The sequence below is a fragment of the Pseudomonas sp. AMR01 genome, from assembly GCF_041946035.1.
GTDB lineage: Bacteria > Pseudomonadota > Gammaproteobacteria > Pseudomonadales > Pseudomonadaceae > Aquipseudomonas > Aquipseudomonas antarctica_B.
Genome location: NZ_JAUTYR010000020.1, coordinates 26,451 through 49,268, shown reverse-complemented (window position 1 = coordinate 49,268; position 22,818 = coordinate 26,451). Strand labels below are relative to the sequence as shown.

Sequence of the window (22,818 nt, the reverse complement as noted above, 5' to 3'; positions counted from 1 at the left end):
GGTCTTTAGGCCAAACAGGCGATACGTACTCTGTGGCGAGCGGGCTTGCCCCGCGTTGGGTTGCGAAGCAGCCCCAAAAACAGCAGCCTAAGAGTGTCTGACACACCGCACTCCTCCTTTTAGGGTCGCTTCGCAACCCAACGCGGGGCAAGCCCGCTCGCCACAGGGATGGTGTTCGCCCTATCAGACAGATTTCCAAAGACCTTGAAAGAGCTGGCTCTTACAGCGGGTCACTTTTGGAAGGACCGGAAGCCGGCCCAGCCAAAAGTAACCAAAAGGTCCTCGCCCTACCACTCGGTGCCTCGCTGAGGCTTGAATCCGTGGGCCGCCGTGACGGGCTGTGTCAGCTGGCATACATTGCACTGATCCACCGCCATCGCAGGCAAGCCAGCTCCCACAAGGATTTGTGTCCGCTTTTAGAAACGCACACCGGTCGTCACCATTGCCGCATTGAAACCCAGCAACACCAGCTCTGCCGCGACCGGCCCGTAGTGGGTGCCCACGGAGGGGATAATCACCGGCGCAACGCCAAATCGGTTCAACGGGATTTTGTCGCGGTACTTGCCGCGATAGCCCTGGATCGCGCCTCCCGAGACCTTCAAGTACACCGGATAGTCGGTCATGTCATAACGCTTGCCCGCATAGGCGTAGTACGAGCGCTGGCTGAACGAATTGCGAAATGTCGCCCCGCCATACACAAAGCCTGACGCTTGATTGCGCTCCAGGCCGATCAGGTCTTGATGGTTGTTGTGTTTCGGGTCTGGTGAAAAATGCCGGGTATAGACGCTGGTCTGCGCGTACCAAAAACCCTTGTCGTCATTGGCTGGCGGCGTTTCTGCGGCGAGTGCGGTGGTGGCCTGGGCCAGCAACAACAGGCCAGGCAGTCGAAATTTTTTCATGGGTGCGACCTCGATAGTCGGTTTGACAGGCGGCTAGTTGGGTCGTGGCGTGCGCTATTTTGACGGCTCGGCACGCGCCCACGCTGAACCGGGGCTGAAAGTACCGGGATTGCTGCACCCAATCCTGATGAGTGGGCCGTTGTGCTATACAGCGGCGCGTTTTATTACGGTAAAGTCTCTTACAACTGGTAACACTCAGGAGGCACACCGCTTTTCGCCATGACCGCCATCGAATCCGATCTTATGCAATTGGCTTACCCTCCGCGGCTCGATCTGGGGCCGCAACTCACTCACGAGCAGTTGATGAGCTCGATGCAGGCCACCATGGCTCGGCATAAAGGTGGGCCGGTCTGGCTATTCGCTTATGGTTCGCTGATCTGGCGCCCCGAATGCTCCTCGACCGAACGCGTGCGCGCGCGGGTCCACGGTTATCACCGCGGCCTGTATTTGTGGTCGCATGAGCATCGCGGTACGCCGGAGTTGCCGGGGTTGGTGTTTGGTCTGGATCGCGGCGGCTCTTGCAGCGGGTTTGCCTACCGCTTGCCGGAAGATCAGCTGGAGGCCTCGCTTTACGCCTTGTGGCAGCGCGAGATGCCTTACCCCTCGTACCGGCCGCACTGGCTCAACTGCCGTCTCGAAGATGGCAGCCAGGTACAGGCACTGGGGTTTGTGTTGGAGCGGCACTTGCCTAGCTATGCTGGCAACTTGCCCGACATCGTGCTCAACCATGTGTTGCAAAGCGCTTGCGGGCGTTACGGCACGACGCGCGATTATGTCGAGCAGACCGTTAACGCCCTGCGTAGCCACGCCATGCCAGATAAAAACCTGGAGGCGCGGCTCAAGCGTTGTGCAAAGGGTTGCGCAGGCGATTAACGCGCGGAGCTGACGCTGTTGGTGTGCCACAGCGTCGGGATCAGGAACGCGATCGCCAACAGGCACGCGCCTACCAGCAGTACAAACCCGCCATCCCAGCCGAAATGGTCCACCGTGTAGCCCATGGCTGCACTGGCGGCCACGGAGCCACCGAGGTAACCGAACAAACCGGTGAAACCCGCAGCGGTGCCGGCGGCCTTCTTCGGCGCCAGTTCCAGCGCCTGCAGGCCGATCAACATCACCGGGCCGTAGATCAGGAAGCCGATCGAGAACAGCGCGATCATGTCGACCATCGGGTTGCCCGGCGGGTTTAGCCAGTAAACCAGCGTCGCCACGGTTACCAGTGCCATGAACACGATGCCGGTCAGGCCACGGTTGCCACGGAAGATTTTGTCCGACATCCAGCCGCACAGCAGCGTGCCCGGAATACCTGCCCACTCATAAAAGAAGTACGCCCACGAGGTTTTATCCACGTCGAAGTGTTTGGCTTCCTTGAGGTAGGTCGGCGCCCAGTCCAACACGCCGTAGCGCAGCAGGTAGACGAAGACGTTGGCGAAGGCGATGTACCACAGCATTTTGTTGCGCAGCACGTACTTGACGAAGATTTCCTTGGCGCTGAATTCGTCTTCGTGGCTGGCGTCGTAGCCTTCCGGGTAATCGTTCTTGTACTTCTCGATCGGCGGCAGGCCGACGGATTGCGGGGTGTCGCGCATGGTGATGAAGGCAAACGCCGCCACCGCCAGCGCCACAGTCGCGGGCACATAGAAGGCTGCGTGCCAGTCGTTGAACCAGGCCATGCCCAACAGGAACAGCGGGCCAATCAGGCCGCCGCCGACGTTGTGCGCCACGTTCCACACCGACACCACGCCGCCGCGTTCTTTCTGCGACCACCAGTGCACCATGGTCCGCCCACTTGGCGGCCAGCCCATGCCTTGGGCCCAGCCGTTGATGAACAGCAAAATGAACATCATGGTCACGCTGGACGTAGCCCAAGGCGCGAAACCGAAAATGAACATCACACCCGCCGATATCAGCAGGCCGAAGGGCAGGAAGTAACGTGGGTTGGAGCGGTCGGAAACCAGGCCCATAAGGAACTTGGACAGGCCGTAGGCAATCGCAATCGCCGACATCGCCAGGCCCAGCTGACCACGGGTGTAACCCTCGTCGATCAAGTAAGGCATGGCCAGCGAGAAGTTTTTACGCAGCAGGTAGTACCCGGCGTAACCGAAGAAAATACCCGCGAAGATCTGCCAGCGCAGCCGTCGGTAAGTACTGTCTATTTTTTCTTCAGGCAGGGGCGCCTGGTGTGCGGCAGGTCGAAAGAAAGCAAACATTCAAGAGCTCCAAATTTCTTGTTTTGACTGCGGATGCGAATGTTACAGTTTCGTTACCGAAAATAGCATCGCCTCTTATTTGCCAACACAGGAAATGGGAGCAATTGCATGTTCTCTTATGAACATGTCGCGAATAGGAAAGTGTGGGTCGGTATTAAAGTCCGGGGGCATCGGAGATCTAAATGTGGGAGCGGGCTTGCTCGCGAATACGGTCTGTCAGTGGCAGATGCTCTGCCTGAGCCACCGCATTCGCGAGCAAGCCCGCTCCCACATTGATTGCATTTCAACTCGGCTGGCGGGTCTGGACCACGACTTTGCCCACAGCTTTGCGCTGCCCCAATTCATTGATCGCCTGGGCGGCTTGGTCCAGCGGATAAACCTGTGACACCAGCGGTTTCAACTTGCCTTCGGCATACCACGTGAACAACTGCTGGAAATTTGCCGCATTGTCCTGTGGCTGGCGCTGGGCAAACGAACCCCAGAACACCCCGACCACGGACGCGCCTTTGAGCAGCGCCAGGTTCACCGGCAGCTCGGGAATGCGCCCGCTGGCAAAACCGACCACCAACAGGCGGCCATTCCAGGCGATGGCGCGCACGGCCTGGTCAAACAGGTCGCCGCCCACCGGGTCGTAAATCACATCCACGCCGTTGCCGTCGGTCAGGCGCTTTACCTCATCCTTCAGGTTGGCTTCGCTGTAGTTGATCAACTCATCGGCGCCGGCTGCTTTCGCCACGGCGAGTTTCTCGGCGCTGCTGGCGGCGGCAATCACGCGGGCGCCCATGGCTTTGCCGATTTCCACCGCCGCCAGGCCCACGCCACCGGAGGCGCCGAGCACCAGCAGGGTTTCGCCGGGTTGCAAGTGGGCGCGTTGTTTCAGAGCGTGCATCGACGTGCCGTAGGTCATGCTGAAGGCGGCGGCGGTGTTGAAGTCCATGCTCGGCGGGATCGGCAGCACGTTGTAACCCGGCACCGCGACCTGCTCGGCAAAACTGCCCCAGCCGGTCAGCGCCATGACGCGGTCGCCGACTTTGAGGTGGCTGACCTTTTCACCGACTTCACTTACCACGCCTGCCGCTTCGCCACCCGGCGAGAACGGGAAGGGCGGCTTGAACTGATATTTGCCCTCGATGATCAGGGTATCCGGGAAGTTGACCCCGGCGGCGTGCACGTCCAGCAGGATTTCGTTCTTCTTGATCGCAGGGCTTTCGATCTCTTCCAGCACCAGGGTTTCGGCGGGGCCGAAGGCTTTGCACAGCACAGCTTTCATCGGACTATTCCTTTTGGCATCGTGGCCGATAAGTGTAGGAGGGTACGCCCGTGGGTCAACGAGCATGCCCGGGCCTGATAAGCCGCCATAAGCTTGTGCTCAGCCTTGCTAGCGTTATGCTACCGGGCAATCGAATGTGAGGAATGAACTGTGAAAGCGTGGATTCTGTTGATGCTGGCCTTGACCTTGCCGATGGCAGCCCAGGCCGAAGAAGCCAAAGAAGCCAAAGAAGGCGAGCCACCGAAGGTCAGCTATATCAGCCTGACGCCGCCGTTCGTGGGCAACTATGGCCTGGACGGCACGGCGAAGCTCAAAGTGTTCAAGGCCGACATCGCCCTGCGCGTGACCGGGCCTGAAGCCGCCGCAGCCGTCAAAGCCAACGACCCGTTGATTCGTAACCAATTGGTCGCGCTGTTCACCCAACAGACTACCGAGGCGATGAGCACGGTTGAAGGCAAGGAAAAACTGCGTCAGGAAGCCTTGAAACAGACCCAGCAAGTGATGAACGACGAGACCGGCAAGCCGATGGTTGAAGACCTGTTGTTCAACAACCTGATCATCCAGTAATACTCTCAGCGCAACTGAATGATGGCCGCCCACTGTTCGGCGGTCACCGGCATCACTGAAAGCCGGCTGCCTTTTTGCACCAGGGGTAATTCGGCGAGGGCGGTTTGCTGCTTCAAATAGCCAAGGCCGAGCACCTTTGGAAAGGTTTTGACGTGCGCCACATTGATTGCGCTCCACGGGTTTTTCTCCGGGGTTGCCTTGGCGTCGAAGTAGTGGCTTTCCGGCTCCAGCGCTGTAGGGTCCGGGCAGGCCGCCTCGACTATTTTGCCGATGCCGGCAATGCCGGGCTCCGGGCAACTGGAGTGGTAGAAGAAAAACTCATCACCCACCGCCATGGCCCGTAGGAAGTTGCGCGCCTGGTAGTTGCGCACCCCGTCCCAGCGGGCTTCGCCGAGCTTTTCCAGGCCTTTGATCGAGAGTTCATCGGGCTCGGATTTCATCAACCAGTAGGCCATTTTTCGGCTCCTGAAAAAGGTATTGGGCAAGTTGTCAGGCAATTCCATGACAAACCGACAGTCGGTTGGCGTCAAGGTTTGCGTGTTGGTTCACGTTGCCGCAAAATGCCGGCCTTTAAGCTTGACGCAGTTGCAACGGACTACTTTGGAACGTTGTTGTCATCGTGTACGAGGTGCCTGAAGGGGGGCAATCGATGCAACGTAAACCGGATTTACTATGGATTTTGGTTATTTTGTTTGGTCTGGGCGTCGTGACCACCGGGTATGCGCAAAGCTTGTGGTCGAACAAGACCGATGCCCCCGTTGAACTGGCTCAACAGCAGCCGCAACCGTTCAAGCGTTAACGCTTCTTCAAGGCGTCGCCGACTCCGGCGACGTTTCTGCGACATACCATTGCTTATCGGTGACAGTGCCCGCCAGCGGTACGTCCCAGCTTGCCTGTGCCAATCGATCGACCTTCTGACATTCATGTGCCAACCCCAGCAACGTGGGTTTGCGCCAGTTTTTGCGTCGAGCCAGGTAAGCCAGGCTGCGGTCATAAAAGCCGCCGCCCATCCCAAGGCGCCCGCCCGCATCATCGAACCCCACCAACGGCAGCAGCACCAAATCCAGCGCCCAAACCTGACGTTGCTGGTGGGCGTTCACCCGTGGTTCAAGAATGCGAAAGCGATTGGGCTGCAACTTATTCCCAGGCCGCACGCGCTGGAACACCATTTTGGTTTGCGGCCACGCGCTGAGTACCGGCAGGTAAGTGGCCTTGCCCCGGCGCTGAGCGGCGCGCAGCAGCAAGCGCGGATCGATTTCACCGTCCGTCGGCAGGTATAAAGAGATATGTTTGGCCCGGCGAAACAGCGGGTGCTGTGCCAGTTGCCGATACAGGCCCTGGGCGGCCTTGCGTTGCTCGCTCGGCGAGAGTTCGCGGCGGGCTTTGCGCAGCATGCGTCGAAGGTGCGGACGGGAAAGCGGCGCAGGTTCGGTCATGGTTTCGGCTCATAAAACAATGCCAGTCCGAGGACTGGCATTGAGTTTTTGAATTCAGGCTCCCCGACAGAGCCGCTGTCGACTTAGCCCTTGAACCCGAAAGTTCAAGGTGGAAGATGCAGTAGGCTTTAAGGCTTTCCGTCTAGCGGACATGCACACCAGCCCAACGTGCAACTTCCAGGGTAGTGCGAATCGGCTCAGGGACATCGCCGACTGGCAAACACGCCAGGGAGTGAGACGAGTATACCTTAAACAGTCGCGGCAATCAGCCCTTGGGTGGTTCTGGATCAGTAGAAAGTACCAGATCCACGCGGTCCAGCAGGTCGCGAACCTGCTCACGCGTCGAGCCGCTGGCCTGCACATCAGGCCGTTCCTGCTTATGCAGCAAATCGTGAGTAATGTTCAGCGCGGCCATCACAGCGATGCGATCGGCGCCGATCACTTTGCCGCTGCTGCGGATTTCACGCATCTTGCCGTCCAGGTAGCGCGCGGCGCTCACCAGGTTGCTGCGCTCTTCCTGGGGGCAGATGATCGAATATTCTTTGTCGAGGATCTGCACGGTTACGCTATTGCTTGAACTCATGAGTCTTGCTCCAGGGCCTTCAGGCGCGAAATCATCGATTCGACCTTACGCCGGGCGATTTCGTTTTTTTCAATGAGGTGCGCGCGTTCCTCGCGCCAGGTCTTTTCCTGAGCTAATAGGAGTCCGTTTTGACTCTTAAGTTGCTCGACCCGATCAATTAGCAGTTCGAGTCTGGCCATCAGCGCTTGCAGGTCGGTGTCTTCCATTGGGTTCCACTGGATTTGTCTGATGAATGGCAACTGCAGGATAAACGATCTCACGCCCTTGATAGTCTTGGTACGTCTGCCGGTGCTAGGATACAGCGCTCCATTCTAGACATTGCGCCGTCTGGCGCCTAGCTCACCATGCCTATTCAGAACTCCCCGTACGACGCTTTTTCCAAACTGCTGAGCACCAGCGGTCACCCTTGCTCGCCTGCTGAACTGCACGGCGTGCTACTGGGCCGCAGTTGCACCGGGGTTGGCTTTGATGCCGACAACTGGTTGGCCGATGTGGCCGAGCTGCTCGAAACCGAACCCACCGAAAATGTGCGTAACGCGCTGATCGGCCTGCAGGAAATGGTCAAGGGCGAGCTGACCGGTGATGACGTCACCGTGGTCCTGCTGTTGCCGACCGACGATGCACCGCTCGCCGACCGCGCCGCCGCGCTGGGCCAATGGTGCCAGGGTTTCCTCCACGGTTTCGGCGTGAACGCCGGCGGCCTGGAACTGAGCACCGACGCCAAGGAAGTGTTGCAGGATCTGGCAGCCATCTCCCAGGTGCAAGACGCTCTGGAAGAGTCCGAAGACGGCGAAGGCGACTACATGGAAGTCATGGAATACCTGCGCGTCGCGCCGCTGCTGCTGTTCACCGAGACCAAAAAGTCTACCGAACCTGCTTCGCCCAAGCCGTCGCTGCACTGAGAAAGGACACCCATCTGCCCATGATCCATATCCCCAGAGCGGAATACACCCGGCGCCGCAAGGCGCTGATGGCGCAGATGGAACCCAACAGCATCGCGATCCTGCCCGCTGCCGCCGTGGCGATCCGCAACCGTGATGTGGAGCATGTCTACCGTCAGGACAGCGACTTTCAGTACCTCAGCGGCTTCCCCGAACCGCAAGCGGTGATCGTGCTGATGCCCGGTCGCCTGCATGGCGAGTACGTGCTGTTCTGCCGCGAGCGCAATGCCGAACGCGAATTGTGGGACGGCCTGCGCGCCGGCACCGAAGGCGCCATCCGCGACTTCGGCGCCGACGATGCCTTTCCCATTACCGACATTGACGACATCCTGCCCGGCCTGATCGAAGGCCGCGACCGGGTGTATTCGGCCATGGGCAGCAATGCCGAATTCGACCGTCACGTGATGGAGTGGATCAACGTGATCCGCTCTAAAGCGCACCTCGGCGCCCAGCCGCCGAACGAGTTTGTTGCCCTGGATCATCTGCTTCACGACATGCGCCTGTATAAATCGGCGGCAGAAGTGAAGGTGATGCGCGAGGCTGCGCGAATTTCCTGCGCTGCCCACGTGAAGGCCATGCAGGCCAGCCGTGCCGGGTTGCATGAGTTCAGCCTCGAAGCCGAACTGGACTACGAATTTCGCAAAGGCGGCGCGAAAATGCCCGCCTACGGCTCTATCGTTGCCGCCGGGCGCAACAGCTGCATCCTGCATTACCAGCAGAATGACGCCGTGCTCAAGGACGGCGACCTGGTGCTGATCGACGCCGGTTGCGAGATCGACTGCTACGCCAGCGACATCACCCGCACCTGGCCGGTCAACGGCAAATTTTCGCCGGAACAGAAGGCTATCTACGAGATTGTGCTGGCCTCACAGGAAGCCGCGTTTGCCGAGATCGCGCCAAACAAGCATTGGAATCAGGCCCATGAGGCCACGGTGCAGGTCATCACCGCCGGGCTGGTCAAGCTGGGGCTGTTGCAGGGTGACGTCGACGAGTTGATTGCCAAAGAAGCCCACCGCGCCTTTTATATGCACCGCGCCGGTCATTGGCTGGGCATGGATGTGCACGATGTGGGCGAGTACAAAGTCGGCGGTGAATGGCGTGTGCTGGAAGTCGGCATGGCGTTGACCGTGGAACCGGGTATCTACATCTCACCGGACAACCAGAACGTGGCAAAGAAATGGCGTGGCATTGGCGTACGCATCGAGGACGACGTGGTAGTGACCAAAAAAGGCTGTGAAATCCTGACCAGCGGCGTGCCCAAGACCGTCGCCGACATCGAAGCGCTGATGGCGGCGGCCCGATGAGCCGGGTCAACCTGGCCATTATCGGCGGCGGCCTGGTAGGCGCCAGCCTGGCGCTGGCGTTGCAGGCCGGGGCGAAGGCGCGCGGCTGGAAAATCGTGCTGATCGAGCCGTTCGCTCCGGGCGACAGCTACCAGCCCAGCTACGACGCACGGTCCTCGGCGCTGTCGTTTGGCGCGCGTCAGATTTATCAGCGTTTGGGCGTGTGGCAGCAGATCGCCCGCCGCGCCGAGCCGATCAAACAGATTCACGTGTCAGACCGTGGGCGCTTCTCCACCGCGCGCTTGTCGGCGATGGAAGAGGGCGTGCCCGCGCTGGGTTATGTCGTGGAAAATGCCTGGCTCGGCCAGTGTCTGTGGCAAGGTCTGGATAAGGAAGTGGTCAGTTGGCGCTGCCCGGCGGAAGTTACGCGCATGGAGCCGCTGCCTGACGGCTATCGCCTTACGCTCAATGATGAAACGGTTCTGGAGTGTGATCTGGCGGTGCTCGCCGACGGTGGCCGCTCCAGCTTGCGCGAGCAACTGGGCATTGGCGTGAAAACCCGGCCGTACAACCAGAGCGCGCTGATCGCCAACATCACCCCGAGCGAGTCCCATAACGGCGAAGCGTTCGAGCGCTTCACCGATGAAGGCCCGATGGCGTTGCTGCCGCTGCCGGACAACCGCTGCGCGCTGGTGTGGACGCGCATCGGCATGGACGCCCAGCGCCTGGCCAATCTCGATGAGCGCAGCTTTCTCAGCGAATTGCAGGGCGTGTTCGGCTATCGCCTGGGCACCTTGAAGCAAGTCGGCGCCCGGCATTTGTATCCGCTGACGCTGGTGGAGGCCGAAGAGCAAGTGCGCTCGCACCTGGTCGTCCTCGGCAACGCCGCCCACAGCTTGCACCCGATTGCCGGGCAGGGCTTCAACCTGTCCCTGCGCGATGCGAACGCCTTGGCCGAAGCCTTGCTGGCCGGGCCGCAAACCCCGGGCGACCTGGCGACCTTGCAGCGCTACCGCGAGCGTCAGCGTCTGGATCAAAAATTGACCGTGGGCTTCTCCGACCAAGTGACGCGGCTGTTTGGCAGCGCTCAACCACTGGTCGCGCTGGGCCGCAACATGGGCCTGCTGGGCCTGGATTTACTCCCGCCAGCCAAACGCTGGTTTGCTCGTCAGGCCATGGGCCTGGGTACGCGCTCCGATGGGTAAGTGGCTGATCCAGCGGCTGGGCAAGGCGCGGCTGTTGCGCTGGATCATGACCCTCTACCCGCCGTACCTGGGCGCAGGTATCAGCGTGCATCAGATGAGCGCCGACTTTCGTCACGTCAAAGTGCGCATGGGCCTGGGCTGGTACAACCGCAATTACGTCGGCACGCAGTTCGGCGGCAGCTTGTATTCGATGGTCGACCCGTTCTACATGCTGATGCTGATGGAGAACCTGGGCGGCGACTACATCGTGTGGGACAAGGCCGCGAGCATTGACTTCATCTCGCCGGGCAAAGGCCCGGTGTACGCCGAATTTTCCATCGACGACGCCTTGCTCGATGAGGTGCGTCGCCAGACCGAAGGGGGCGAGAAGTATTTGCCCCAGCTCCAGGTCGAGATTCATGACGGCTCCGGCACTCTGGTGGCGCGAGTCGACAAAACCCTTTACGTGCGGCGCAAGCCGCCAGCAAAGCAGGCTTAAAGCATGGACATGCGCGCAGATGTGCTGATTGTCGGGGCCGGAATGGTCGGAAGCGCCTTGGCGCTGGCATTGCAGGGCAGTGGCCTGCACGTGCTGCTGCTCGACGGCAGCCCGCTGAGCGTCAAGCCGTTCGACCGTGATGCGGCGTTCGAACCCCGCGTGAGCGCCTTGTCGACGGCCAGTCAGCGCATTCTTGAGCGCCTCGGCGTATGGGACGGCATCGTCGAACGGCGCGCCAGCCCGTACGGCGAGATGCAGGTGTGGGACGGCAGCGGCACCGGCCAGATCCACTTTTCGGCGGCCAGTGTGCACGCCGAAGTGCTCGGGCATATCGTCGAAAACCGTGTGGTTCAGGATGCCTTGCTGGATCGCCTGCACGACTGCGATTTGGGCCTGCTGGCCAACGCGCGTCTGGAACAGATGCGTCGCTCCGGCGACGATTGGCTGCTGACCCTGGCGGATGGGCGCAAATTGCGCGCGCCGCTGGTGGTCGCCGCCGACGGTGCACATTCTGCCGTACGCCGCCTGACCGGCACCGCCACCCGCGAATGGGATTACCTGCATAACGCCATTGTTACCAGCGTGCGCAGCAGCCAGCCGCACCAGCGCACGGCGTGGCAACGGTTTACCGACACCGGCCCGCTGGCGTTTCTGCCGTTGGTACGGGACGGGCAGGAGGATTGGTGTTCGATCGTCTGGTCGACCACGCCGGCTGAGTCCGAACGCCTGATGGCACTGGATGATGAGAGCTTCTGCCGTGAACTGGAGCGCGCCTTTGAAGGGCGCCTTGGCACCGTGGTCAGCGCCGACCCGCGCGTTTGCGTGCCGTTGCGTCAGCGCCACTCCAAACGCTACGTGGCTGAAGGCCTGGCGTTGATCGGCGACGCGGCTCACGTGATCCACCCGTTGGCGGGGCAGGGCGTGAATTTGGGCTTTCTCGATGCGGCCACACTGGCCGAAGTGCTGTTGTCTGCAAACGAGCGCGGCGAGCGCCTGGCGGATGTGAAAGTGCTCAGCCGTTACGAGCGTCGGCGCATGCCGCACAACCTGGCGTTGATGGCCGCAATGGAAGGTTTCGAGCGGCTGTTCCAGGCCGATCAACTGCCACTGCGCTGGCTGCGCAACGCCGGGTTGAAGCTGGTCAACCAGATGCCCGAAGCCAAGGCCGTATTCGTGCGCCAAGCCCTGGGCCTGACCGGCGACCTCCCCGAGCTGGCCAAACCCTGATTCAAACACAGCCCCTCTGTGGCGAGCGGGCTTGCCCCGCGTTGGGCTGCGAAGCAGCCCCCAAACCGCCTCCACGGTGCGTCCGAAACATCGCATGCTTCTTCACTGGGGCTGCTACGCAGCCCAACGCGGGGCAAGCCCGCTCGCCACGGGGAGTTTCGACAGCCTCTAAAGATTGTGTAGATATCTATGTCGCGATGGGGCCAGCCGCCCCACTGCAAACCTCGGCCATGCAACATCTGGTAACGCCTCCACCAAGCGCCACCAAATGTGAGTCCTTATCATTTGCCCACTTCTTGCAAATGAGAGACCGCACCCATGTTGGCACCCAAGCGCCTCCTGACTGCCCTGGCACTCACCCTTATCGGCACCACCACCGTGCAGGCGGCCGACGAGGTCGTGGTCTACTCCTCGCGCATCGACGAACTGATCAAGCCAGTGTTCGACGCCTACACAAAAAAAACCGGCGTGCAGGTGAAGTTCATCACCGACAAGGAAGCCCCGCTGATGCAGCGCATCAAGGCCGAGGGCGAAAACGCCACTGCTGACCTGCTGCTGACCGTCGACGCCGGCAACCTCTGGCAGGCCGAGCAAATGGGCATCCTGCAACCATTCACCTCCGAGGTGATCAACAAGAACATTCCCCTGCAATACCGCTCCTCGAAACATGCCTGGACTGGCTTGAGCCTGCGCGCACGAACCATTGCCTATTCCACCGACCGCGTGAAACCGGGTGACCTGACCACTTACGAAGCCCTGGCCGACAAACAGTGGGAAGGCCGTCTTTGCCTGCGCACGGCGAAAAAGGTCTACAACCAATCGCTGACGGCCACCCTGATCGAAACCCATGGCGCGGCCAGGACCGAAGAAATCGTCAAGGGCTGGGTCAATAACCTGTCTACCGACGTGTTCTCCGATGACATTGCGGTTATCGAGGCCATCAATGCCGGGCAGTGCGACGTGGGCATCGTCAACACCTACTACTACGGCCGCCTGCACAAGCAGAAGCCGGACCTGGCAGTTAAGCTGTTCTGGCCGAACCAGGGCGACCGTGGCGTGCACGTGAACCTCTCGGGCATCGGCCTGACCAAATTTGCACCGCACCCGGAAGCCGCCAAAGCATTGGTGGAGTGGATGACCACGCCTGAGGCGCAGAAGATCTTTGCTGATGTGAATCAGGAGTTCCCGGCCAACCCGGCGGTACCGCCGTCGGCTGAAGTCGCGACCTGGGGCAAGTTTGTGGCGGATACCTTGCCGGTGGAAGTGGCGGGCAAGCGCCAGGCAGAAGCCATTCGCCTGATGGATCGCGCTGGCTGGAACTAAAAGCGCCGCAAATCCCAATGTGGGAGCTGGCTTGCCTGCGATGGCATCACCTCGGTATGACTGAGACACCGAGGTGATGCCATCGCAGGCAAGCCAGCTCCCACCTTGATTTATGGCAACTTCAAGATACTCATTCACTGAGAAACAACATTGGCCCATCCCGCCCAACGTCGCTGGTACCTGCCGGTCTTCACCGTCGCCGCTCTGGTGCTGCTTCCGCTGAGCGTGCTGCTACTGTCCTGGCAAAGCATCGACGCGCAAATCTGGTCGCACCTCTGGGAAACCCAGATGCCGCGTCTGTTGGGTAATACCCTGACGCTGGTGCTTGGCGTCGGTGTGGGTGTGACCGTGTTGGGCGTAAGCCTGGCCTGGCTGACCAGCCTCTGCGAATTCCCTGGCCGGCGCTGGCTCGACTGGGCATTGATGCTGCCCTTCGCTATCCCGGCCTACGTGCTGGCCTTTGTGTTTGTCGGCCTGCTGGACTTTGCAGGCCCGGTGCAGACCCTGCTGCGTGAGTGGTTCGGTACAGGGCTGCGTTTGCCTCGCGTACGTTCCACCGCTGGCGTAGTGGTTGTGTTGGTGCTGGTGTTCTATCCCTACGTTTACCTGCTGGCGCGCACCGCGTTTCTGGCGCAGGGCAAAGGCCTGATGGAAGCGGCGCGGGTACTCGGCCAATCGCCCTGGCAAGCGTTCTGGCGTGTGGCGCTGCCCATGGCGCGCCCTGCAATTGGCGCCGGAGTGGCACTGGCCTTGATGGAAACCCTGGCCGATTTCGGCGCAGTCTCGGTGTTCAACTTCGACACCTTCACCACCGCCATCTACAAGACTTGGTACGGTTTCTTCAGCCTGTCGAGCGCTGCGCAGTTGGCCAGCCTGTTGCTGCTGGTGGTGATGCTGGTGCTCTACGGCGAGCGGCGCGCCCGCGGTGCCAGTCGCCCGAGCAATGAGCGGCCACGGGGCAAGGCGCTGTATCACCTGCGTGGGTTCAAGGCGGCGGCAGCCAGTGGCTGGTGTGGTTTGGTATTCGCCTGCGCCTTTGTGATTCCGATGCTGCAGTTGGTCGTTTGGTTTTGGCAGCGCGGTCGCTTCGATCTGGATGAGCGCTACGCCGGCCTGATCGTCCACACCCTCTATCTGGGCGGTATCGCGGCGCTGATCACGGTCAGCGTGGCGCTGATACTGGCCTTCGCCAACCGCTTGGCGCCGACTCGGGCGATTCGCTCCGGCATCAGCCTGGCCAATGTCGGCTATGCCTTGCCGGGCTCGGTGTTGGCGGTGTCGATCATGCTGGCATTCAGTTATCTCGACCGTGAACTGGTGGTGCCGCTGTCAGGCTTGCTGGGTGGCGCAGGTAAACCGTTGCTGTTGGGCAGCCTGTCGGCACTGGTGCTGGCCTATCTGGTGCGCTTTCTGGCGGTGGCCTATGGGCCGCTGGAAAACAGCCTGGCGCGAATCCGCCCATCGTTGCCGGAAGCGGCGCGCAGCCTGGGCGTGAGCGGGCCGCGACTGTTTTGCAAAGTGTATCTGCCGTTGTTGTTGCCGGGCACCCTGAGCGCGGCGCTGCTGGTGTTTGTCGATGTGCTCAAGGAAATGCCCGCGACCTTGCTGATGCGCCCATTTGGCTGGGACACCCTGGCGGTACGCATCTTTGAAATGACCAGTGAAGGCGAGTGGGCGCGTGCGTCTTTGCCGGCGCTGACCCTGGTGCTGGTTGGCCTGTTGCCAGTGATCGGGTTGATTCGACGCTCCGCGCGGCCAATCGCTTAGGTGCCAGTCCTACGGCTTGCGGCTACAATGCGCGGCATTCGGTGCGCTTCGTCTTTCGGAGCGGGTCGCTGGGCGTTGCTGCAGGCCTTGTAATTCAAGGCATTCAGCCGCAAACAGCAGCTCCGCGCACCTTCGCCACGCCCGGAAGGAGAAACCCATGGGACAGCGTACGCCTCTGTATGACCTGCATCTCGCCCTAGGCGCGAAAATGGTCGATTTTGGCGGTTGGGATATGCCTCTGCATTACGGCTCGCAAGTTGAAGAACACCATCAGGTGCGACGCGACTGCGGGGTGTTTGACGTATCTCATATGACCGTGATCGACGTCACAGGCCTTCAGGCCAAGGAATGGCTCCAGCACTTGCTGGCCAATGATGTCGATCGTTTGCATGGCTGCGGCCGTGCGCTTTACAGCGCCATGCTCAATGAGCAGGGCGGCGTGGTGGACGACATGATCGTCTACCGTACCGAGACCGGGTACCGGCTGGTGTTCAACGCCGCTACGCGCGATCAGGATATGGCCTGGATGCAGGCGCAACTGGGCGGCTACTCGGTACAGATGCTTGAGCGGTCCGAATTGGCCATGCTCGCCATCCAAGGCCCGCTTGCCCGGCAGAAAATCGCCGAGTTGGTCACCCAGTCTCGCGGCACCTTGATCCACCAGCTCAAGCCCTTTGAGGGCCAGACCGACGGCGACTGGTTTATCGCCCGCACGGGTTACACCGGCGAAGACGGCCTGGAAATTGTCCTGCCTGCCGATCAGGCCCCAGGTTTTTTCAACGACCTGGTCGGTGCCGGCATTTCACCCATTGGCCTCGGCGCCCGCGATACCCTGCGCCTGGAAGCCGGCATGAACCTGTACGGCCAGGATATCCACCAGGACGTTTCACCGCTTGCGGCCAATATGGCCTGGAGCATTGCCTGGGAGCCCGCCGAACGCAACTTCATCGGCCGCGCCGCGCTGGAAGCGGAAAAAGCGGCGGGTGTGCAGTTCAAACTGGTGGGGCTGGTACTGGAAGAACGCGGGGTTTTGCGCGCTCACCAGGTGGTTCGTATCGCCAATGTTGGCGAAGGGGAGATCACCAGTGGTAGTTTCTCTCCTACGCTGAGCAAATCCATTGCCCTGGCACGCGTACCGATGGCGACTGCCGACCGGGCCGAAGTGGAAATTCGCGGCAAGTGGTACCCGGTTCGAGTGGTCAAACCGACCTTCGTGCGCCATGGCAAAACCTTGATCTAACCCAGTTCCGGCAGGCCAGCGGCCGCTGACATTTCTTCTTGAGGACACAGACTATGAGCAATATCCCTGCCGACCTGCGTTTTGCACAAAGTCACGAATGGGCCCGTCTGGAAGCTGACGGTACCGTGACCGTCGGTATCTCCGACCATGCCCAGGAAGCCTTGGGTGACGTGGTGTTTGTTGAGTTGGCCGAAGTCGGCGCTCAGTTTGAGGCTGAAGGACAGGCGGGTGTGGTTGAGTCGGTGAAGGCTGCTTCGGATATCTATGCGCCAATTGCTGGCGAAGTAATCGCTGTCAACGAGGAACTGAGCGGTAGCCCTGAGCTGCTGAACTCCGACCCGTACGCTGCCTGGATCTTCAAACTCAAGCCAAGCAACCCTGCTGATCTTGAAAAGCTGCTGGACGCCGCCGGCTACAAAGCCGCCATCGGCGAATAAACGCAGCTAGCAGTAACAGCACAAACCAATGTGGGAGCTGGCTTGCCAGCTCCCACAGTTGATTGGGTTTACTCGGGTTTCAGTACGGCTTTCACTGCCGCTACAGACCGCTCCACGTCCGCCTCTGTCATCGCCGTAAACATCGGCAACGACACGATCAAACGCCCAACCTTTTCCGCCACCGGGAACATGCCTTCCTTGAACCCTTGTGCCCGATACAGGCTCAGCAAGTGGATCGGCGGGTAGTGATAGCCGATGCCGACGCCGTGGGCCTGCATCTGCTCCATGAATGTCGCGCGTGCTGGCAGGCCATCCTGACGTTCCGGCAGCACCAACTGGAACAAGTGCCAGTTACTGTTTTCGAAATCTGCCGGCGGCAGTTGCGCGCCGTATTGCGCTTCAAAGTCACTGCCGAAGCACTTGAAGTAGTGCCTTGCCAGGTTCTGGCGGTGTGCAGTGATCTTCTCGATATGCGCAAATTGCCCCAGGCCAATGGCTGCAGCGATATCGGTCATGTTGAACTTGCCGCCCAACACGTCCACATCCAGGCCGTCGAAGCCGGTACGGGTAACGCCTTGCAGGCGATACTTTTCGGCCAGGCGTGCTTCCTCGGCGTTGTTCAACACCAGGCAACCGCCTTCGGACGACGTGATGTTTTTGTTGGCCTGGAAGCTGAACGACACGAAGTCACCCGTAGCGCCGATGCGCTCGCCATCCCAGCTGGAGCCCAAGGCCTGAGCGGCGTCTTCGACAATGCGCAGGTTGTACTTGTTGGCCAGTGCGTAAAGCATCGGCATGTCCAGTGGCAAGCCAGCCAGGTACACCGGGATGATGGCTTTGGTACGCGGGGTGATTGCAGCTTCGACCTGGGCCAGATCAATGTTGCGAGTGACCGGGTCGATATCGGCAAACACCGGCGTCGCGCCCACTTCCAGAATCACGTTGGCCGTTGCGACCCAGGAGATCGGCGTGGTGATTACTTCATCACCAGGCCCGATGCCGGCGATGCGCAACGCGATCTCCATGGTGCAAGTGCCGGAGTTGAACGTGCGCACCGGACGGCCGCCAAAGTATTCCGAGAGCTGTGCTTCGAACGCCTGCACTTTTGGCCCGCTGGTAATCCAGCCCGAGCGCAGTACATCGCCGACCGCCGAGATGGTGGCCTCATCAATGGTAGGTTTGGAGAACGGCAGAAAAGGCTGTTGGCTCATGACGACGAAGGCATCCGTTTCAGTTAGGCGATGAGTGTTAAACGTATCAGTACCGCATGGTTGCACGGCTCGACTGAATATAGCCTGTCGCCCGTGAATGAATCGTCATGTTGCGGGCAAAAAAATGCCGCTGTATCAGCGGCATTTTTTACGGGCCGAGTATTACTCGGTGACAGCATTTTTCGCGAGAATGGCGTTGGCCAGTTCCATATCCGTGGCCTGCAGGCCAGGGTTGTCGGCGCGGACTTTCTGCATGGCAGCTTCAAGGTACGGGCCGCGGATGCCGCCGTCGCTGGCGACAAAACTGCCCGCGTCGTCTTGGGCGGCAACCACCATCTTGTGATCCTTGAAGGTCAGGTACGTCGAGCCGGTGGTGGCGCCCGATGAGATGACATTGCGCCAGAAGCTGTCGGCCATCGCTGAACCGACAGGGAGGGAAAGCACAGCAAGGGTTGCGACAGCATATTTGAGACGCATGATGGGTGACTCCGGGTGGGTTATCTGTACGTTATGATTGTAGTTAACCCAATCGAGTTCAATCCTGACTAAACAGTTTCGACTTGCAAAATGACCCCAGCCTGCCCAATTACGCGGACTTGGGCGCCTACAGGGCTGTCTGGCCCCGTTGCCATCCACACGCCATCACCGACTTTTATCTTGCCCCGACCATCAACGATCGCCTGATGTACCACAAAAGTGCGCCCGATTAACTCGGACCCGCGCATGTTCAAACCGGGCTGGTCGCTGACCTTCGCGCTGCTGCGCTGGCGCCTCCACCAGTACACCGCTGTGAGGATCGACAACAGGGCGAACAGCAGCAGTTGCCATTCCAGCCCAAGTGGCGGCACCAGGAATTTGATGACGCCCACAGCCGCTGCGGCGATGCCCATCCACAACAGGTAACCACCGGCGCCGAACACTTCAAGAATCAACAGCACCGTACCCAGTGCCAGCCAATCCCAGAACGACAGATGCTGCAGGAATTCCCACATGGCGACTGCCTCAGCCTTTCTTGTTGTCGAAGGTGGCCTTGACGATCTCGCCAATGCCACCAATGGAGCCAATCATCTGACTCGCTTCCAGCGGCATCAGGATGACCTTGCTGTTGTTGGCGGAAGCGAGTTTGCCCAGGGCATCGATGTATTTTTGCGCGACGAAGTAGTTGACCGCCTGAACGTTACCCGACGCGATGGCCTCGGAAACCACTTTGGTGGCACGCGCCTCTGCTTCGGCTTGGCGCTCACGGGCTTCGGATTCAAGGAACGCCGCCTGACGGCTACCTTCAGCTTCAAGGATCTGCGCCTGTTTCTTGCCCTCGGCCGTCAGGATCGCCGACGCTCGCAGGCCCTCGGCCTCGAGGATTTGCGCGCGTTTGATGCGCTCGGCTTTCATCTGGCCGGACATGGCAGCCATCAGGTCGGCAGGCGGGCTGATGTCCTTGATTTCGATGCGGGTGATCTTGATGCCCCACGGCGCCGTGGCTTCATCGACGGTGCGCAACAGTTTTTCGTTAATACCGTCGCGCTGGCTCAACATGGCATCCAGCTCCATGGAACCGAGCACGGTACGAATATTGGTTTGCAGCAGGTTGCGGATGGCGTGTTCGAGGTTGTTCACCTCATAGGCGGCCTGGGCGGTGTTGACCACCTGGAAGAAGCACACGGCGTCGATCTGCACGGTGGCGTTGTCGGCGGTGATGACTTCCTGAGGCGGAATATCCAGCACGCTTTCCATTACGTTGATCTTGCGACCGATGCGGTCCATGACCGGAATGATGATGTTGAGGCCGGGCTTGAGGGTGTTGGTATAGCGGCCAAAACGCTCGACGGTCCATTGGTAGCCCTGAGGCACCACCTTGAAGCCCATGAACAGGATGGCCACGGCCAACCCCACGAAAAGAAGCAGTACGGTTCCGATCTGCATAGCGATTCCCTATCTGATGGTGTCAGTGAAACGACGTTCGCCCGAGTGTAACGGTCTGCTCAGGGATAAGAACGGTTTCATGGCCCAACGACCAAAGCATTTGTTTCTGAATCCCCAGGTGTCACCCGTAATACCTCTGCCATGGTTGTCAGCCCTGCGTGCACTTTGCTGATCCCGGCGGCGCGCAGGCTGCACATACCGTTCTCCCGCGCCGCATGGCGTAACGCCTGCGCATCCGCACCGGGGATGATCAGCGTCTTGAGCGCCTCGTCGACCACCATGATTTCGTAGAGCCCGGCGCGGCCTCTATAGCCACTGTCACGACACTCGTTGCAACCGATAGCCTCGTGGACAGTTTCCAGCGCATCCACCGCGCGTTTGCAGTGAGGGCACAAAAGCCGCACCAGGCGCTGCGCCATCACGCCTATCAGCGTCGCTTTGATCAAATAATGCGCAATGCCCAGTTCCTGCAAACGGCTGATCGCTCCGGGCGCATCGTTGGTGTGCAGGGTCGACAGCACCAGGTGGCCGGTCAGCGCAGCCTGGATCGCCATTTCGGCGGTTTCCTGGTCGCGAATCTCGCCGATCATAATGATGTCCGGATCTTGCCGTAACAGTGCGCGAATGCCGCTGGCGAAGGTCAGGTCGATGTTGTGCTGTACCTGCATCTGGTTGAAGGCGGGCTCGACCATTTCAATCGGGTCTTCCACCGTGCACAGGTTCACCTCCCGGGTCGCCAATTGCTTGAGCGTGGTGTAGAGGGTGCTTGTTTTGCCCGAGCCGGTCGGCCCTGTGACCAGGATGATGCCGTTGCTGTGACGGGTCATGGCATGCCAGCGCTGCTGGTCTTCAGCAGACAAGCCGAGTTGGTCAAAATCCTTTAGCAACACTTGGGGGTCGAAAATTCGCATCACCAGTTTCTCGCCAAATGCCGTCGGCAAAGTGGAGAGGCGCAGTTCCACTTCGACGCCGGAAGGGCTCTTGGTCTTGACCCGGCCGTCCTGGGGTTTGCGTTTTTCCGCCACATTCATCCGGCCCAGGCTTTTCAGGCGGCTGACAACCGCCATCGTGACCTGGGGTGGAAACTGATAAACGTCGTGCAGCAGCCCATCAATGCGAAAACGCACGCGGCCCTGATCACGACACGGCTCGATATGGATATCACTGGCCCGCTGGCCGAAGGCGTACTGCAATAGCCAGTCGACAATATTGACGATATGCGCGTCATTGGCATCCGGCTCCTTATCGCTGGCGCCGAGGCTGAGCAGTTCGGGATGGCCCGGTGGCGCGGCCTTTCGATCAGCACCGCTGACCGACTTGGCCAGCCGGTAGAACTCGTCGGTGCAACGCTGAATGTCCTGTGGGTTGGCGACCACGCGGGTAATCGAGCGTTTGAGCACCTGCGCCAACCCGCTTTCCCAGCCGGTGATGTAGGGCTGTGCGCTGGCAACGGTAACGGTCTGCGCATCCACGGCCACCGCAAGAATGGCATGGCGCTGCGCGAATGCCTGGGACATCAGGGGCACGACCGTTGCCACGTCGATCTTCAGCGGGTCGATGCGCAGATAGGGCTGCCCGGCGTCACGGGCAAGCCATTGCATCAGCGTTTCCAGGCAAGGCCCCTCGGCCGCGATGCATTCCAGAGGGTGCAGGGTCGAGACGACCGTCGACAACCGGCGCGCCAAATCCGCCGCAATCAACCCTTGCTCGACCAATACAGGCAGCAATTGTTGCAGGTCCAGTCGACGATCTGGCAAGGCGGCGGGCATTTGGAATTCCTGATTAGCATGGGTGTGATCGCAGGCTAGCTACCTCCTGTCATTCCTCCTCCCGGCGTGTATTGCAGGCTTTTACCGAGCGACGGCCATTACCGCCTCAGGCCGCGCAGCATCAGCCGGCCACAGGTCCAGCGAGCACACGCTGATCAGGTTTCGAATCTTTTCACCGATCACCTGGGCGCGGTGCCAGCTCAATCCGTCCATCACGATATCAATGTTCAACAGGTCATCTTCGCGGTTCACGCAGACGTGCTGGGGCGTCAAAAACTGCAGGGCAAAATAGTTAAGCACTCGGCACAGCACATCCGGTTCTGCCTCGGCGACGATCCGATAATGCGCCTGACAATGGGCGTTGGTGACGGCCCACGCATCGACGCGGGAGGCGGGTTGGGCGGTTTCGACGGCGTGCATGCTGATTCTCCAGATTCGACTGGAGAAATTTTTACATTCGCCAGGGGAGATTTCTTACCTAAGATGGGCCTGATTGGCGAATCATCGAATCAATCAATTCAAGAAAAACACGAAAAAAGGTAATTTTATGCGCAGCGAGTTAGATGCCTACGACCGCCGTATTCTGGCCTTGCTGCAAGAAGACGCCTCGCTCTCCAGTGCGCAGATCGCCGAGCAGGTTGGCCTGTCGCAGTCGCCCTGCTGGCGGCGCATCCAGCGGCTCAAGGAGGAGGGTGTGATTCGCGGGCAGGTCACCCTGCTGGACCGCAAGAAAATCGGCCTCAACACGCAGATTTTTGCCGAGATAAAACTCAACGCCCACGGCCGATCGAACTTCACGGAATTCACCGACGCGATTCGCGGCTTTCCGGAGGTGCTGGAGTGTTATGTGTTGATGGGGTCGGTGGATTTTTTGCTGCGGATTGTTACGTCGGACATCGAGGCGTACGAGCGGTTTTTCTTCGAGAAGTTGTCGATGGTGCCGGGGATTCAGGAGGTGAATTCGATTGTGGCGTTGTCGGAGATCAAGTCCACCACCAGTCTGCCAGTATTGCGCTGACCGTGTGGGAGCGGGCTTGCTCGCGAAAGCGTAG

26 protein-coding genes and 1 other RNA gene are annotated in these 22,818 nt (G+C 60.2%); 13 read left to right on the top strand and 14 right to left on the bottom strand.

The features are described 5' to 3' along the window. Positions 1-416 precede the first annotated feature (416 nt). On the bottom strand, positions 417-899 hold the full coding sequence (locus Q7C20_RS17920) for a sn-glycerol-3-phosphate transporter (RefSeq protein WP_375069155.1): 483 nt from the start codon (positions 897-899) through the stop codon (positions 417-419). A 219-nt stretch (positions 900-1,118) separates the two neighbouring features. Between Q7C20_RS17920 and Q7C20_RS17915 the strand changes: the two genes are divergently transcribed. Next, positions 1,119-1,772, top strand: a complete 654-nt coding sequence (locus tag Q7C20_RS17915; RefSeq protein WP_375069153.1) for a gamma-glutamylcyclotransferase — start codon at positions 1,119-1,121, stop codon at positions 1,770-1,772. Here the strand turns inward: Q7C20_RS17915 and glpT are convergent. Both glpT and Q7C20_RS17905 read right to left on the bottom strand, forming a co-directional pair. Next, the gene (glpT, locus tag Q7C20_RS17910; protein ID WP_375069151.1) at positions 1,769-3,106 is read right to left on the bottom strand and encodes a glycerol-3-phosphate transporter; all 1,338 of its coding nucleotides are present in this window, start codon (positions 3,104-3,106) and stop codon (positions 1,769-1,771) included. The genes Q7C20_RS17915 and glpT overlap by 4 nt on opposite strands. A 283-nt stretch (positions 3,107-3,389) precedes the next feature. Beyond that, a complete protein-coding gene (locus Q7C20_RS17905) occupies positions 3,390-4,376 on the bottom strand; it encodes an NADPH:quinone oxidoreductase family protein (protein ID WP_375069150.1) in 987 nt (328 codons plus the stop codon). A gap of 150 nt (positions 4,377-4,526) precedes the next feature. On the opposite strand from Q7C20_RS17905, the gene Q7C20_RS17900 reads away from it, so the two are divergent. Further along, positions 4,527-4,943 (top strand): flagellar basal body-associated protein FliL, encoded by a 417-nt coding sequence (locus tag Q7C20_RS17900; protein ID WP_348061226.1) that lies wholly within the window; start codon positions 4,527-4,529, stop codon positions 4,941-4,943. Between the two features lie 5 nt (positions 4,944-4,948). On the opposite strand, the gene Q7C20_RS17895 is transcribed toward Q7C20_RS17900, so the two are convergent. Beyond that, positions 4,949-5,398 carry an EVE domain-containing protein gene (locus Q7C20_RS17895; RefSeq protein WP_375069148.1) on the bottom strand — a complete coding sequence of 150 codons (450 nt, stop codon included), beginning with the start codon at positions 5,396-5,398 and terminating at the stop codon, positions 4,949-4,951. Positions 5,399-5,592: 194 nt separating this feature from the next. Between Q7C20_RS17895 and Q7C20_RS17890 the strand changes: the two genes are divergently transcribed. After that, positions 5,593-5,742, top strand: a complete 150-nt coding sequence (locus tag Q7C20_RS17890; protein ID WP_010207387.1) for a hypothetical protein — start codon at positions 5,593-5,595, stop codon at positions 5,740-5,742. Between the two features lie 7 nt (positions 5,743-5,749). On the opposite strand, the gene Q7C20_RS17885 is transcribed toward Q7C20_RS17890, so the two are convergent. The 4 genes from Q7C20_RS17885 to Q7C20_RS17870 all read right to left on the bottom strand — a co-directional run bounded on the left by Q7C20_RS17885 (position 5,750) and on the right by Q7C20_RS17870 (position 7,168). After that, positions 5,750-6,379, bottom strand: a complete 630-nt coding sequence (locus tag Q7C20_RS17885; RefSeq protein ID WP_375069146.1) for a 5-formyltetrahydrofolate cyclo-ligase — start codon at positions 6,377-6,379, stop codon at positions 5,750-5,752. Positions 6,380-6,435: 56 nt separating this feature from the next. Then, a non-coding RNA gene (ssrS, locus tag Q7C20_RS17880) (6S RNA) lies at positions 6,436-6,614 on the bottom strand. 30 nt (positions 6,615-6,644) lie between these two features. Beyond that, complete coding sequence (locus tag Q7C20_RS17875; RefSeq protein WP_375069145.1) at positions 6,645-6,962, bottom strand: cell division protein ZapA; 318 nt, start codon at positions 6,960-6,962, stop codon at positions 6,645-6,647. Further along, positions 6,959-7,168, bottom strand: a complete 210-nt coding sequence (locus Q7C20_RS17870) for a TIGR02449 family protein (protein ID WP_003177365.1) — start codon at positions 7,166-7,168, stop codon at positions 6,959-6,961. Before Q7C20_RS17870 ends, Q7C20_RS17875 begins: the two co-directional genes overlap by 4 nt. Positions 7,169-7,306: 138 nt before the next feature. Between Q7C20_RS17870 and Q7C20_RS17865 the strand changes: the two genes are divergently transcribed. From Q7C20_RS17865 to gcvH, 9 genes are all read left to right on the top strand, one after another. Then, complete coding sequence (locus Q7C20_RS17865) at positions 7,307-7,864, top strand: YecA family protein (RefSeq protein WP_375069142.1); 558 nt, start codon at positions 7,307-7,309, stop codon at positions 7,862-7,864. A 20-nt stretch (positions 7,865-7,884) separates the two neighbouring features. After that, the gene (gene pepP, locus Q7C20_RS17860) at positions 7,885-9,207 is read left to right on the top strand and encodes a Xaa-Pro aminopeptidase (protein ID WP_375069140.1); all 1,323 of its coding nucleotides are present in this window, start codon (positions 7,885-7,887) and stop codon (positions 9,205-9,207) included. Further along, entirely contained in the window at positions 9,204-10,391 is a 1,188-nt protein-coding gene (gene ubiH / locus Q7C20_RS17855; RefSeq protein WP_375069138.1) for a 2-octaprenyl-6-methoxyphenyl hydroxylase, read from the top strand. Before pepP ends, ubiH begins: the two co-directional genes overlap by 4 nt. Then, positions 10,384-10,869, top strand: a complete 486-nt coding sequence (locus tag Q7C20_RS17850; RefSeq protein ID WP_375069137.1) for a DUF4442 domain-containing protein — start codon at positions 10,384-10,386, stop codon at positions 10,867-10,869. Before ubiH ends, Q7C20_RS17850 begins: the two co-directional genes overlap by 8 nt. A 9-nt stretch (positions 10,870-10,878) precedes the next feature. Next, positions 10,879-12,096, top strand: a complete 1,218-nt coding sequence (locus Q7C20_RS17845) for a 2-octaprenyl-3-methyl-6-methoxy-1,4-benzoquinol hydroxylase (protein WP_375069197.1) — start codon at positions 10,879-10,881, stop codon at positions 12,094-12,096. A 318-nt stretch (positions 12,097-12,414) separates the two neighbouring features. After that, positions 12,415-13,419, top strand: coding sequence for an extracellular solute-binding protein (locus Q7C20_RS17840; RefSeq protein ID WP_375069135.1), 1,005 nt, complete (start codon positions 12,415-12,417; stop codon positions 13,417-13,419). Between the two features lie 150 nt (positions 13,420-13,569). Beyond that, complete coding sequence (locus Q7C20_RS17835) at positions 13,570-15,186, top strand: iron ABC transporter permease (RefSeq protein WP_348061244.1); 1,617 nt, start codon at positions 13,570-13,572, stop codon at positions 15,184-15,186. A gap of 157 nt (positions 15,187-15,343) precedes the next feature. Next, the gene (gene gcvT / locus Q7C20_RS17830; protein ID WP_375069133.1) at positions 15,344-16,426 is read left to right on the top strand and encodes a glycine cleavage system aminomethyltransferase GcvT; all 1,083 of its coding nucleotides are present in this window, start codon (positions 15,344-15,346) and stop codon (positions 16,424-16,426) included. A 53-nt stretch (positions 16,427-16,479) separates the two neighbouring features. After that, on the top strand, positions 16,480-16,863 hold the full coding sequence (gene gcvH, locus Q7C20_RS17825; protein WP_375069131.1) for a glycine cleavage system protein GcvH: 384 nt from the start codon (positions 16,480-16,482) through the stop codon (positions 16,861-16,863). A gap of 68 nt (positions 16,864-16,931) precedes the next feature. Here the strand turns inward: gcvH and Q7C20_RS17820 are convergent, their stop codons facing one another. The 6 genes from Q7C20_RS17820 to Q7C20_RS17795 form a co-directional block, all read right to left on the bottom strand. After that, the gene (locus Q7C20_RS17820) at positions 16,932-18,074 is read right to left on the bottom strand and encodes a DegT/DnrJ/EryC1/StrS family aminotransferase (protein WP_375069130.1); all 1,143 of its coding nucleotides are present in this window, start codon (positions 18,072-18,074) and stop codon (positions 16,932-16,934) included. Between the two features lie 162 nt (positions 18,075-18,236). Then, positions 18,237-18,551, bottom strand: a complete 315-nt coding sequence (locus Q7C20_RS17815) for a DUF2388 domain-containing protein (protein ID WP_057723397.1) — start codon at positions 18,549-18,551, stop codon at positions 18,237-18,239. A gap of 68 nt (positions 18,552-18,619) precedes the next feature. Then, entirely contained in the window at positions 18,620-19,066 is a 447-nt protein-coding gene (locus Q7C20_RS17810) for an NfeD family protein (RefSeq protein ID WP_348062318.1), read from the bottom strand. Between the two features lie 10 nt (positions 19,067-19,076). Continuing rightward, a complete protein-coding gene (locus Q7C20_RS17805; RefSeq protein WP_078739672.1) occupies positions 19,077-19,997 on the bottom strand; it encodes an SPFH domain-containing protein in 921 nt (306 codons plus the stop codon). A gap of 77 nt (positions 19,998-20,074) precedes the next feature. Next, entirely contained in the window at positions 20,075-21,766 is a 1,692-nt protein-coding gene (locus tag Q7C20_RS17800; protein ID WP_375069126.1) for a GspE/PulE family protein, read from the bottom strand. Between the two features lie 81 nt (positions 21,767-21,847). Continuing rightward, the gene (locus tag Q7C20_RS17795; protein ID WP_375069125.1) at positions 21,848-22,186 is read right to left on the bottom strand and encodes a hypothetical protein; all 339 of its coding nucleotides are present in this window, start codon (positions 22,184-22,186) and stop codon (positions 21,848-21,850) included. A gap of 127 nt (positions 22,187-22,313) precedes the next feature. On the opposite strand from Q7C20_RS17795, the gene Q7C20_RS17790 reads away from it, so the two are divergent. Next, positions 22,314-22,784 (top strand): Lrp/AsnC family transcriptional regulator, encoded by a 471-nt coding sequence (locus Q7C20_RS17790; RefSeq protein WP_375069123.1) that lies wholly within the window; start codon positions 22,314-22,316, stop codon positions 22,782-22,784. Positions 22,785-22,818 lie beyond the last annotated feature (34 nt).